This window comes from Akkermansiaceae bacterium (assembly GCA_017798145.1).
Lineage (GTDB): Bacteria > Verrucomicrobiota > Verrucomicrobiia > Verrucomicrobiales > Akkermansiaceae > Luteolibacter.
Window position 1 is genome coordinate 4,293,916 of the sequence record CP059069.1, and the last position, 12,354, is coordinate 4,306,269.

Here is a 12,354-nt window from a genome sequence, read left to right on the forward strand (position 1 = left end):
AGGGTTTCCGCGCCCGGGTGGGCTAGGAGGGGCAAAGGCGAGGGGTGCGGATGGGCGAAGTTCGGGTTTCGCAAGTTGCACGGGGCGGTATGGTGAGGCCGCTCAGATCACGCCGTTGGCGCAGTTGCACTCGCCTTCGCCCCTGAGGGCGTTGATGAGGTTGGTGAGTGATTTCATCGCCTGGCGGGGGACGGACTCGTAGGTGCGGGAGCCGACGTGGGGTGTGACGATGACCTTTTGATGGGTGAGCAGGGGGTGATCCGCGGCGGGAGGTTCCTCGTCGAGGACATCGGTGGCGTAACCGGCGAGTTTCCCGGAATCGAGGGCGGCGATGACATCGGGCTGTGAGATGAGCTCGCCGCGGCCGGTGTTGATGAGCCAGGAATTGTCCGGCATGAGGTTGAGGCGGGCGGAATTGACGCAGTGGAGGCTTTCCGGGGTGAGCTTGGTGTGAGGGGAGATGATCTGGGAGGCGGCGAAAAGCGAGTCGAGCGAGTCGTGGCGGGTGATGGAGAACTGGGCGGCGAGATCCTCCGGCCAGTAGTTCCCGAAGCCGTGGATCTGCATGCCGAAGGCGTGTGCGCGTTTTGCGACTTCCTGGCCGATGCGGCCGAGGCCGATCAGGCCGATGCGCTTGCCGAGCAGTTCGTAGCCGGTGAGGCGGGTCCACTTGCCGGCTTTGGTGGCGCTTACGGAAGGGTAGAGGTTTTTGGTGATGGCGAGGAGCAGGAGCATGGTGTGCTCGGCGACGGTGTCGTGGTTCACGCCTGGAGTGAAAAGCACGGGGATTTTCATTTCGCGGGTGGCGGGCAGATCGATCTTATCGAGGCCGATGCCGTATTTGGAAATGACCCTGAGCTTTGGGGAGCATTTTTCCAAAACCTCGCGGGTGATTGCATCGTCGCCGCAGAGGAATGCGTCAAAGCCTTCGCCGGCCAGCTCCAGCATGCGAGATTCCGGCAAGGGGCCGCGCTCCCGGACGATGTCCCAGCCCTGGGATTCCATGAGGGCGTGGTGCGGGCCGGGTGTGTCCTGGTAGCTGCAGGTGGTGAGGAGGATTTTCATGAGTTGGGGATTTCAGGTTTGCCTTGGCCTGTGGTGGCTGGATCGCAGGGGCGCGCAGGTCGCGCACTGCCAGGTGGCTGATCGCGGGGGGAGCTTGGACGGCGATCAACGTACGTCCAACATCGAAGTTAGCGGGGAAGGGGATTTTTTCGGGCCTGCGGATTGGGGGCACGGATCGCCCCGGTTGACGCCAGGTCAGCGCCGCTTGCTCGGTTTGAGGGGCAGGCAGTTGCCGCGATAGCCGGTCAACAGCCGGGCCAGGTGGTTTTCGGTTTCGGAATGCTCGGGTCTTCCGCTGAGGTTGAGTTGTTCAAGGCCTTGGCTGGTGATGTCGTAGAGTTCCCTGGCGATGACATCGGATTTATCGCTGTGGAACCATTCGACGTATCTCCAGTCCTTGGTGCGGATCGAGTAGCCCATTGTCTCGATCCCATCCGGGGCGCTCCAGATCCCGTGGCGGAGGAACTGGCTGAAGGCATGGGGCTTGCCTTCCGCATCGGCGTTTTCGAAATGCTTGGCAAGGCTTTCACCGGCCAAGCCCTCCGGGCGAGGTAGCCCGGCGAGGTCGCAGAGGGTGGGGTAGATATCGACGGACTCGACGATCTGCGGGCGTTTGCCATCGTCCGCAACCGCTTGGGCGGGCTTGATGATGAGAGGGACGCGGGTGTCCATTTCGTAGTTCGTCATCTTGCACCAGCTGCCGTAGTCGCCGAGTTTCCAGCCGTTGTCGCCCCACAGTATGATGATGGTTTCATCGAGGATGCCGAGGGCTTCGAGGTGGTCGAGCACCTTGCCGATCTGGGTGTCGATGTATGTGACGGATGCGAAATATCCGTGGCGGAGCCGCCGGGAGTCCTCGGCGTTGAGCTGGGATTCGTTGGGGTGTGTGCAATCCTTGAAATCGGAGTAGCCGCGGAGCTCGCGCATGTTGTTCAGGGCCATGGGAGGCGCTCCGAGCGGCGGCATGTCGTATTCCGCCAGCTCGATCGTCTCGCGGTCGTACATGTCCCAGTATTTTTTCGGGACGTTGAAGGGCAGGTGCGGGCGGTAGTAGCCGAGCCCGAAGAAAAAGGGTTTGTCGAGCCTGCTCAACTCGCTGAGCTTCGCGAGCGCGACGTCAGTCTGGGCGCCATCGTAGTAGGCGTCGTCGGGGACGTCGGGCATTTCGGTTGCGCAGGCTTTCAGGTACCACTGGCCGTATTCATCGACGAAGCGGCTGCCTGTGCCTTCCTCCTCGGTGATCTGTTTTTTCCTCTGCTCGAGGTAATGGATGTTCCCGTCGTCCCGGTAGACGGCATCCGGGTCGTAGGGGTAGCCGGGGATGTGCATCTGCGGCTCCGACCAGGAGATGGGGTCGGGTTTGTCGTTGTGGTAGATTTTGCCGATGGCGGCGGTGTGGTAGCCGTTCTGTTTGAAATGCTGGGGCAGCGTCACGACATCCGGGGAGTTTTCCCTGAAATGGGTGTCAAGGCCCCAGAGGCTCAGCTCGTCGGGCCGCTTGCCGGTGAGCATGCTGGCGCGGGAGGGGTTGCAGACGGCGATCTGGACGTAGGATTTCTCGAACAGGCAGCCCTTTGCCGCGAGGCGGTCGATGTTCGGGCTGATGACGTGCTTGCAGCCGTAGCAGTTGAGTTCCGGGCGGAGGTCGTCGGCGAAGATGAAGAGGACGTTGGGTTTGTTTTTCATGTGTCGGGAGGAGGTGATGGGAGCTTGGGGAGGCTGAGGGAGCGGATGAGGGCGGTGAGGAAGAGGAGGGAGGCTAGGGCGGCGAGGGACAGGGTGATTTTTGTTGTCACGACCAGTAATGAAATTTCGTCCATTGATTTCTCAAATCCGTCAGGTCTTTCAATTTGTCCCACTGTTATAATTGTCCCGAAAACCTGACTCATCGCCATGGAATGGCATTTGGTGGCCATTGCTAAAAACAGGGGAGTGATAGCCAAGGCCAGCCACATCGCCCTCTTCCAGAAACGCTTTTTTCGGATGAGGATGGTGGCTTGCTCCGGGGGGAGGATATCGAGTTGTGAGGGTTGCATCGTGTTGCTGCGGACTAAAGCCCGCGCTCCGTGAGGATGCTCCAGCGGTGTGTGGTGATGGGGACTGTGAACCAGCCGTTTTCCGATGTCCTGCCGTTTGCGATGGTGACCTTGCCTGCGCCTGGGTCCGCCTGGATCCAATCCTCCCCGCCGAGGTAGGCGAGGATGTGCCGCCTGTCTGCGGTGACGGCGAGATCCCCGGGCTGGAGCTTCGCATAGTCCATTTGTGCGATGGTGCCACTTTCTCCGGTTGGGATGGTGAAATCCATGTATCCCTCGGCGAGTGCCTTGGCGCTGGCGTCGTTCCACCATTGCCTGAAGAAGAGCCGGAGGCTGCCGCCATTCATGGATTTGACGCCGTTGGAGAAAAGGGCTTCGCGCAGGGCTTTGCGGGGGAGGCCGGAACAGTCGATGCCGCGCCCGTTTTCGCCGCCCCAGTGGTATTTCGTGCCTTGGTAGGAGATCATGCGGCGGAGGAAATCGTCGCGCAGGGCTTCGCGGTTGATGGGCTTTGCGGGGAGGAGAAATGGGATGATGAGGAGCAGGGGGAGGGCTAGCAAGATGTAGCGGGCGGATTTCCTTTTCCAGGATAGCAGGACGGGGCCGAGCCAGATTCCAAGCATCGCGGCGAGGATGATGAGGCGTTGGAGCTTTGTGGACACGGGATCGAGGTCCACGACGATGAGCGCCGCGAGGGATCCGAAGGTGAGGAGCAGGAGGAGGCGCGGGATCATGCGGGAGTGCCGTGCTTTCAGCCGGCTTGGGTTGAGTTTTCGGGCAGCTTGGGGAGGGAGAGGCAGCGTATGAGGGAGACGAGGAAGATGAGAAATGCGAGCAGTGCCGGTGGCAGCGACCAGAGGCTGATGAGCATGGCTTCGGAGATGTCGCCGGCGAGCACGCTGGGGTCTGCGGACCCATTTGCCTGCAGCGATGAGAACGCGGCGGTCATTTTGATCACCGTTCCGCTGACGGCGATCATGGCCAGCATGACGCCGACACCCAGCGAGATCCACATGGTCTTTTTCCAGAAACGTTTTTTGCGGATGAGGATGGCGGCATGCTCCGGGGGGAGGGTTTCGAGTTGGGAGTGCATGGGAATTGTCAGTGTTTGCATGGCGGATGAGCTCCTCCGCCACATTACATGCCCGCCTCGGCGAGACGCTCGGCCATTTCGTGTTTCATGAGCTGGTCGGTCAGCTCGGAAAGTGAGCCGGACATGACAGCGTCGATGTTGTGGGTGGTGAACCCGATGCGGTGGTCGGTGATGCGGCTCTGGGGGAAGTTGTAGGTGCGGATCTTCTCCGAGCGGTCTCCGGAGCCGATGAGGGCACGGCGGTTCTCGGAATACTCGGCCATCTGTTCCTGCATTTTCTTTTCGTAGAGCCGCGAGCGCATGATCTGCAGGGCCATCTCCTTGTTCTTGGTCTGGGAGCGACCATGCTCGCAGCGGACGTAGAGGCCGGTGGGAAGGTGGAAGATCTGGACGGCGGAGTCTGTCGTGTTGACGTGCTGGCCACCCGCGCCGCCGGAGCGGCAGACCTCGATGCGGAGGTCTTCCATTTTCATGTCCACATCAACCTCCTCCGCCTCCGGGAGTACGGCGACGGTGATCGTGGAGGTATGGATGCGGCCCTGGGTCTCGGTGGCGGGGACGCGTTGTACGCGGTGGACGCCGGACTCGTATTTGAGGTGGCGGAAGACCTCGTCGCCGGTGATTTTCAGGATGACCTCCTTGAAGCCGCCGACCTCGGAGGGCGAGCTTTCGAGGTGCTCGGACTTCCATCCCATCGCATCGGCATGGCGTTGGTAGAGGCGCATCATTTCCGCTGCAAAGAGCGATGCCTCGTCGCCGCCCGCACCGGCGCGGATCTCGATGAGTGCGTCGCGGTCTTCGTTGGGATCGGCGGGGAGGAGGGCGTATTGGATGTCCTCGCGGAGTTTTACCAATGATCTCTCAAGCTCCGGGATTTCCTCGGCGGCCATCTCCGCCATTTCCCGGTCATCGGATTTCGCGAGTTCCTGGTTGTCGGCGAGCTGGGTCTCGGTGGATTGCAGGGTTTCCCAAAGATTGAGAGTCTGCTGGAGCTTGCGGTGTTCGCGGAGGATTTCGGTGGCGCGTTTCGGGTTGTCGAAAAGATTCGGGTTGCCGACCGCTTCCTCGAGTTCGCGGAAGCGGTCCTTTCGTTTGGCGATGAGATGAGAGTAGTCCATGGGTGAACACCGGGTCGCTTGGATAGCGTTGGGGCGGATTTTCTAGCTGTTTATCGAGGTGCTGTCCAACCCTGCCTTAGCATGGTGTGCGATAGGCTGCGCATGGTTTCCTGGCGGGTTGCAAAAGGTGTGTTTGCCTGCGAAGCTCAGCCTAGGCCATGGTGCCGGTGTAAAACCCATAAAGCGATGAACGAGACAAAGAAGAAGCCCATGATAGTTGCCGGAATTGATTTTTCGGATTCCTCCCCGGTAGTGCTTCGGCACGCCCTTCACGCGGCGTCGGCCTGCGGCGGTAGCGTGGTCGCGGTGCATGTGCTGGACAAAAGCATGCGCGAGCACAGGGAGGCGAGCGGCCACGGGAATCCCGGTTTCGAGGCGCTCAGGGAGCAGGCGGAGTCGCGTTTCGCCCGGCTTCCGGGTGTTAAGGACGGGACTGTCGATCTGAGCTTCACCGTTAGCATCGGCAAGCCCGCCGTGGAAATGGCGGCGCTGGCCGCCGATCTGGGTGCGGATTTCCTGGTCATTGCCGCGAATGACCTGACCAAGAAACGGCTTGGCTCCGTGGCGGCGCGATGTCTGCGCATGGCTCCCTGCGATGTGTTAGTTCTGCGGGATTGGCAGGGTGGTGATTTCCGGAAAATCGTGGTCTGCACGGATTTCTCCGCCACGGCGGATCGGGCAATCAGGCGGGCGGCAGCGATGGCGGGGCGCAGCGGGGCGGCCCTGGAGATTGTCAACGTGATCTTCCCTCCTGGGCTCGACAGCTGGGGGGGTGTGTTGGAGCACGCTGCGGATGCGCCGGAATCCTACGAGGAGGAATGCCGTGCCGCCGCGAAGGCAAGGATGGCCGCGTGCCTGAAAAAACACTCCGCCATCCTGGAGGGTGTGCGGCATGAGGCAGTGATCCTAGAGTCCGAGATGCCCTCCGTGAAAATCACCGGCCACGTATCCTCCTGCGGGGCGGATCTGGTGGTGATGGGCACCCACGGGCAATCGCCGATCATGAGCCATTTCATCGGGACGAATGCCGAGCGCCTGATCCAGGATGCTCCGGTCTCCGTCTTTGCGGTGAGGTGAGCCGCCGTTCTGATTTGCCACGGGGCGGTTGACGATCCATCGGATGCCTAGGTAGCGTAGCGCCGATGATGAACCGAAAGATGGCGTGGGCGATCAGCCTTGGGGTGGCGGCGCTGTTTGCGGTATTCTTCATCTATCCGGCGGGCATGGTGGTGAAGCAGGCTTTCGAGGCCAAGGATGTGGACGGCGGGACGGTGTGGACCCTGGATTTCATCGGGTCGGTTTTCTCGAATCCGATCTACCGCGAGGGGCTCTGGAACGCGCTGATGATGGGTGTGGTGAGCACGCTGCTGACGCTGCTGCTGGCGTTTCCGTTGGCACTGGTGGCGCACCGTTATGATTTCGTTGGGAAAAAGTTTCTCGGGATCCTGGTGCTGGCTCCGATGATTCTGCCTCCCTTTGTCGGTGCGGTGGGGATCAAGCAGATGCTGGGGGTGAACGGGGCTTTCAACGCCCTGCTGATCGACCTCGGTGCGATGGACGCGGCACATCCTTTCGATTGGCTGGCGCAAGGGCGTTTCCTGGGGATCGTGGTGATGAACGCGCTGCATCTTTATCCCATCCTCTACATGAACATCGCCGCCGCGCTCTCGAACCTCGATCCGGCTATGGAGCAGGCGGCGGAGAACCTGGGTTGCCCGCCTTGGAAGCGGTTTTTCAAGATCACCCTGCCCCTGGCCATGCCTGGGGTGTTTGCGGGGAGTTCGCTGGTTTTCATCTGGTCGTTCACGGAGCTGGGTGTTCCGCTGGTTTTCGATTATGCACGGATCGCGCCGGTGCAGATTTTCGACGGGATCAAGGGGCTGGAGAAAAACCCGGTGCCCTACGCGTTGACGGCGATCCTGCTGGTGGTCGCGGCGACTGTGTTCGCGCTGGCGAAACTGGTGATGGGCAGGGCTCCGCTGGGCACCGCGCCCAGGCCAAAGGGGCGCAGCGATGGGAAGAAGATCGGCGGGATCAAGGGATTGGCCTGTGCGGCGTTTTTCCTCGGGACTTTCCTGATCGCATCGATCCCGCATGCGGGAGTGGTTTTCCTTTCGCTGGCGGAACGGTGGTATGGGACGGTCATCCCCGATGAGCTGACGATGCGGCACTACATCGAGGCGCTCGGCAACGGGCTGGTGGTGCCATCGATCCAGAACAGCCTGATGTATGCCGGGACTGCGACGGTGCTGGCGGTGCTGATTGGGCTCTGCGTGGCGTGGGTGGTGGTGAGATCGGATCTTAAAATACGCGGCTGGCTGGACGCGCTGGTGATGATGCCGCTGGCCGTGCCGGGGCTTGTGATGGCTTTCGGTTACCTCGCGCTCTCACAGGAAGGGAAGCCGTTCGCGTTTCTGGTCGGTGCGGGCGGCAGCCCGTTTTTCCTGCTGGTGATCGCCTACTGCATCCGGCGCTTGCCCTATGTAGTGAGGGCGGCGGTGGCGGGCTTGCAGCAGAGCAATCCCGCGCTGGAGGAGGCGGCGAAATCGCTGGGTGCGACTCCGCTGCGGATGATGCGGCGGGTGGCGATCCCGCTGATCGGGGCGAACGTCGCGGCGGGTGCGATCCTCGGCTTCGCCTTCGCGATGCTTGAGGTGAGCGACAGCCTGATCCTCGCCCAACAGGCGCAGCATTACCCGATCACCAAGGCCATCTACACTCTCCTCAGCACGCTCGGGAACGGCACCGAACTGGCCGCCGCGCTGGGCGTCTGGGCTATGGTTTTCCTGTCCGTAGCCATCATGGGTGCCGCCGTCCTGGGAGGGAAGCGGGGCGGGCTTTTCAAGGTCTGAAATCCCAGCGTGGGGAAAAAAGAGCGGCCCGGTCGATCATCCCTTTGGAAAACCCATTAACCTAGGGGCGTCTCGACCGGACCGCTTGTCTTGCGACATGGAGAGATAAGCGGGTTCCGTGCCAAATCTTTCAGCATCTCAGGAAATTTTCCTACAAACCGAGCGAGGCGTAGATCTGGCGGGTGGCGTGGGATTTGTTGAGGGTGTAGAAATGGATGCCTGCCACATCGCCATCGAGGAGTTCCGCGCATTGCTGGGCGGCGTAATGGATGCCCGCCCGCTCGACGGCTCCAGGATCGTTCTTGGAGGCGGCGCGGTCGAGGGTTTTGAGAAGTTTCGCGGGATAGCGTGCACCGGCGGCGAGTTCCGCCATGCGTTTCATGCCGCCTGTGGAGGTGACGGGCATGATGCCGGCGATGATGGGGATGTTGATCCCGGCTATGGCGCAGCGCTCCCGGTAGTCGAAGAAATCATGGTTGTCGAAGAAGAGCTGGGTGCAGATGTAATCTGCCCCGGCATCGACCTTGGCCTTCATGTGGTCGAGTTCATCGACGCGGTTCGGGGTGGCCGGATGGCCTTCGGGAAAGCCGGCGACGCCGATCCCGAAGCCGCGCGGATCCGGATGTTTGCCGGATTGGTTGAAGGCGCGGATGTGGGTGACGAGGTCCGCGGCGTAGCGGAAATCGCCCTGGGACCAATCGTAGTCCGGCTGGTCTTTCGGAGGATCTCCGCGCAGGGCGAGGATATTGGAGACGCCGGCCTCGGCGTAGCGGGACAGGATGGCATCGATCTCCTCGCGGGTGTGGCCGACGCAGGTGAGGTGCGGGACTGGCGGGATGCTGGTGGTCTGCTTGATGCGGACGACGAGATCGTGGGTCAGCTCGCGGGTGGAGCCGCCGGCACCGTAGGTCACGGAGACGAAGGACGGGCAGAGCGTCTCAAGATCACGGATGGTTTCATAAAGCTCCTCCCATGCAGCGGCCGCGCGGGGAGGATAAAACTCAAAGGACAGGGATGGCTTTGGGGAACCGAGGATATCGCTGATGTGCATGGTCTTGATCTTTGGGGCGGACTGGCGGAAATTCCCGCGAAACTTTTTGTAACGCAAGGTGTTTAGGAAAAAGGCTTGCGGATGCTTGCGCCGAAATAGGAAATTTCAAACGCTAAACTTCGATGAAGACGATACTTGTGACCTTGTTCCTTGCCGGGATTCTCACCCCGGCGACCATGGCCGAGGGCGATTTGCGCCGGCCGGGGGAGGGTATGCCTGAAAGGCCGCACCCTGAGGCAAGGCCCGGCAAAGAGGGGGGTAGGCGTATGGAGATGGAGGGGCGGGACGTGCGCGAGCGCCAGCCCTTCGGGAATCCCGGCGAGATGTTCAGGCGCATGGACAAGGATCTGGACGGGAACATCACCAAGCAGGAATTCTTCGCGGCCCCGCACATCCAGCGCCTGCCTGAGGACAAGCGCATCAAGATCTTCGCAAGGCTCGACGGCGATGGCGACGGCATGGTCAGCAAGGAGGAGATACGGCTGATGAGGCAGGATGCGGAGCGCAAGTCCAAGGAGCAGTTCCGACATCTCGACGCGGACAACAGCGGTGGCCTGGATTATGAGGAGTTCAGCAAGGGCGAATTTATCTCCAAGTTGCCGGAGGAAAGGCGCAGGCAGTTTTTCGAGAGAATGGATACCGATGGCAACGGCGTGATAGATGCCGGGGACAGGCCCGCGGCTCCGCCAAGGCGCAAGCCGTAGGGAGGCCGTACCCGCCGATCTGGCAAGCATGGGCATCCCGGATCAGGCCGCCGGGCGTCGGCAAAATATTCCGGCTCGACATCCTGCGGATCTGGTGCGGATTCTTACCCGTCATGAACTACAAACTGAATCTCGCAATGGTGGCCACCGCCATCCTTTCCGGCTCCACCCTTGCTCACGCCGGCGGCGAGGGCTGGTCTTCCGACTTCGCCGCTTCCGCCAAACTTGCGGCTGCCGAAAACAAGGTCATGCTGGTCGATTTCACCGGCTCCGACTGGTGTGGCTGGTGCATCAAGCTCGATAAGGAGGTTTTTTCCCATGACGAGTTCAAGAATGGGGTGAAGGACGGCTTCGTTTTGGTGGAACTGGACTATCCGCGCGACAAATCGAAGCTTTCACCCGAGACCATCGCCCAGAACGAGGAACTGAAGGGCAAGTATGCCATTCGGGGCTACCCCACGATCCTGCTCATGGACGGCGAAGGCAGGCCATTTGCCAAGACCGGCTATCAGGCGGGCGGCCCGGAGAAATACGTCACCCATCTCAACGAGCTCACGGAGCGCAAGAAACTGCGCGACGAGGCATTCGCAAGTGCCGAGAAGCTGGAGGGCGTGGAAAAAGCCAAGGCGCTCGTCGCCGCACTCAAGGCGATCGGCCTTGATGAAGCGATGCTCGGCGCTTTCTACGGTGAGCAGATCGAGGCCATCAAAAAGGCCGATCCCAAAGATGAGAGCGGCTTTGCGAAAGGCATCGCGCTCAAGGCAAAAATGGCGGATTTCGAGAAAGAGCTCAACGCCCTTGCCTCGCAGCAGAAATTCGAGGAAGCCCAGGAACTTGTCGCGAAAAACATCGCCTCTGGGGATTTCGAGGGACCCATGCTCCAGCAGCTCGTGTTCGTGGAAGGGATGATCCACGCCCAGCTTGGTGACCTGGACAAGGCTCTTGTCTCCCTCGACAAGGCGGATGCAGTGGTGCCCGGCAGCCCGATGGCCAAGAGGATCGCCGCGATCAAGGCGAAGATTACGCAGGATATGGAGGCGAAAAAAGCCGAAGGGGATAAAGCCGAAGAGGAATAGGGCAGCGGGTGATTTTCCGGGATGCCGGATCGCCTGGCGTCTGCAGTGAATCCAACAAGGAAGCCCACCCCCGGTTGCGGGGGCGGGCTTTTTTGATGACTCGTAGGCGAATGCGATTCCGGCCCGGCGACCTCGATTTGTGCCGGCTCGCTTTGTTGGGGACAACGCCAGACCGCTCCCCCCCGTTGGGAGCCGCCTGAGCCATGGTGTCGAAGCAGGCCTGGAAAACCCCGGTTTCGCTGTGCGGAACCATCATGCTGACGGCGACCATCACGTTCTGGAGGACATGCCCCCGTAGTGTGGCAGGGTCGGGGGCTTCGGTAACAGGTCGGCAACGCGCTGCGCCTGCGGCTCTAACTGGGGGATGCCCGGGGTGTGCACCCGCCTGGCCTGCGGATGCTTCGATAGGTCTTGATTTGAGGAAAACGGGTGCTGATGATTTCCGCCTATGAGCGATCAATGGTTTGTAAACAGCAACGGCGAGCAAACGGGTCCTTACAGTGGTGAGCAACTCGTGCAATATGCACGGGAAGGCCTCATCACGGCGGAAACCATGGTCTGGGCTGAGGGTATGGCCGAGTGGGCGGCAGCCTCGCAGATCGAGGGCTTGCTTCCGGAAGCTGCCGTGGAAGTTGCCGCAAGCCCGGCGCCTGCCGCCTGGAGGCCTCCCGGCGCACCCGCTCCCCTGGCAGGAGCTGCGCCCGCCGCTTCCCAGATTCCCCAGGCCGAAGGGGGCGCATATCCGTTTTTCCCGGTCAAGGCGGTCAGCTTCTCGCTGTGGATGTGGTCGTTCCTCGGCGGCTTCATCCTGTTCATCCTGGCCATCGTTGGTTTCTCGATGGGGGCGAAGTCTGCCATCGACGCCCAGGCGGCGGGTGCAGGCCAGGATGCCATGACCGCTGCGGCCACCGGGAAATTCGCGTTCGGCATGGTTTTGATGGGGCTTGGCGGCCTGTCTTTGCTTCTCTCGATGGTCTTCTCGCTCATCAACATCCATCGTGCATGGGGCTGCCTGCGTGCGGGAAACCCCGCCACCAGCCCCGGGAAAGCGGTGGGCTTCCTGTTCATCCCATTTTTCAACATCTACTGGATCTTTGTGGCGCTTGCGGGATTGCCGAAGGATTGGAACCGCATCGTGGCAAGTTATGATGACCTGAAGGCCGCCCCTAGGCTCAGCGAAGGCGTGTTCCTGATGTACTGCATCGGTTCGCTGGTCTTCCCGCCGCTGGCTTTGATCGTGGGATTCCCGATGATGGCTCAGATCTGCAGGGGAGTGAATTTCTTCGCCTTCCGCCGCAACCCGAACGCGCCATCAGCCCTCGGAGCCAAGGGCTTCGGCGGAGTGAAATTCAACTGAGC

At 61.3% G+C, this 12,354-nt stretch carries 11 protein-coding genes; 5 read left to right on the forward strand and 6 right to left on the reverse strand.

Annotation, left to right across the window (positions count from 1 at the left end):
* Positions 1–102: 102 nt before the first annotated feature.
* From HZ994_18380 to prfA, 5 genes are all read right to left on the reverse strand, one after another.
* Entirely contained in the window at positions 103–1,065 is a 963-nt protein-coding gene (locus HZ994_18380; protein ID QTN34202.1) for a phosphoglycerate dehydrogenase, read from the reverse strand.
* Positions 1,066–1,260: 195 nt separating this feature from the next.
* Entirely contained in the window at positions 1,261–2,751 is a 1,491-nt protein-coding gene (locus HZ994_18385) for a sulfatase (protein QTN34203.1), read from the reverse strand.
* A 364-nt stretch (positions 2,752–3,115) separates the two neighbouring features.
* Positions 3,116–3,835 (reverse strand): C40 family peptidase, encoded by a 720-nt coding sequence (locus HZ994_18390; protein QTN34204.1) that lies wholly within the window; start codon positions 3,833–3,835, stop codon positions 3,116–3,118.
* Between the two features lie 17 nt (positions 3,836–3,852).
* Positions 3,853–4,194, reverse strand: coding sequence for a MotA/TolQ/ExbB proton channel family protein (locus HZ994_18395; protein QTN34205.1), 342 nt, complete (start codon positions 4,192–4,194; stop codon positions 3,853–3,855).
* A gap of 44 nt (positions 4,195–4,238) precedes the next feature.
* Positions 4,239–5,312 carry a peptide chain release factor 1 gene (gene prfA, locus HZ994_18400; protein ID QTN34206.1) on the reverse strand — a complete coding sequence of 358 codons (1,074 nt, stop codon included), beginning with the start codon at positions 5,310–5,312 and terminating at the stop codon, positions 4,239–4,241.
* Positions 5,313–5,498: 186 nt separating this feature from the next.
* Between prfA and HZ994_18405 the strand changes: the two genes are divergently transcribed.
* Together HZ994_18405 and HZ994_18410 are read left to right on the forward strand one after the other, a co-directional pair.
* Positions 5,499–6,389 carry a universal stress protein gene (locus tag HZ994_18405; protein ID QTN34207.1) on the forward strand — a complete coding sequence of 297 codons (891 nt, stop codon included), beginning with the start codon at positions 5,499–5,501 and terminating at the stop codon, positions 6,387–6,389.
* A 68-nt stretch (positions 6,390–6,457) separates the two neighbouring features.
* Positions 6,458–8,164, forward strand: coding sequence for an iron ABC transporter permease (locus tag HZ994_18410; protein QTN34441.1), 1,707 nt, complete (start codon positions 6,458–6,460; stop codon positions 8,162–8,164).
* 151 nt (positions 8,165–8,315) lie between these two features.
* On the opposite strand, the gene metF is transcribed toward HZ994_18410, so the two are convergent.
* Positions 8,316–9,215 carry a methylenetetrahydrofolate reductase [NAD(P)H] gene (metF, locus tag HZ994_18415; GenBank protein QTN34208.1) on the reverse strand — a complete coding sequence of 300 codons (900 nt, stop codon included), beginning with the start codon at positions 9,213–9,215 and terminating at the stop codon, positions 8,316–8,318.
* Between the two features lie 122 nt (positions 9,216–9,337).
* On the opposite strand from metF, the gene HZ994_18420 reads away from it, so the two are divergent.
* The 3 genes from HZ994_18420 (at position 9,338) to HZ994_18430 (ending at position 12,352) form a co-directional block, all read left to right on the forward strand.
* Positions 9,338–9,919 (forward strand): EF-hand domain-containing protein, encoded by a 582-nt coding sequence (locus tag HZ994_18420; GenBank protein ID QTN34209.1) that lies wholly within the window; start codon positions 9,338–9,340, stop codon positions 9,917–9,919.
* Between the two features lie 113 nt (positions 9,920–10,032).
* Entirely contained in the window at positions 10,033–10,995 is a 963-nt protein-coding gene (locus HZ994_18425) for a thioredoxin family protein (GenBank protein QTN34210.1), read from the forward strand.
* Positions 10,996–11,443: 448 nt separating this feature from the next.
* Entirely contained in the window at positions 11,444–12,352 is a 909-nt protein-coding gene (locus HZ994_18430) for a DUF4339 domain-containing protein (protein ID QTN34211.1), read from the forward strand.
* The last annotated feature ends 2 nt before the right edge of the window (positions 12,353–12,354 follow it).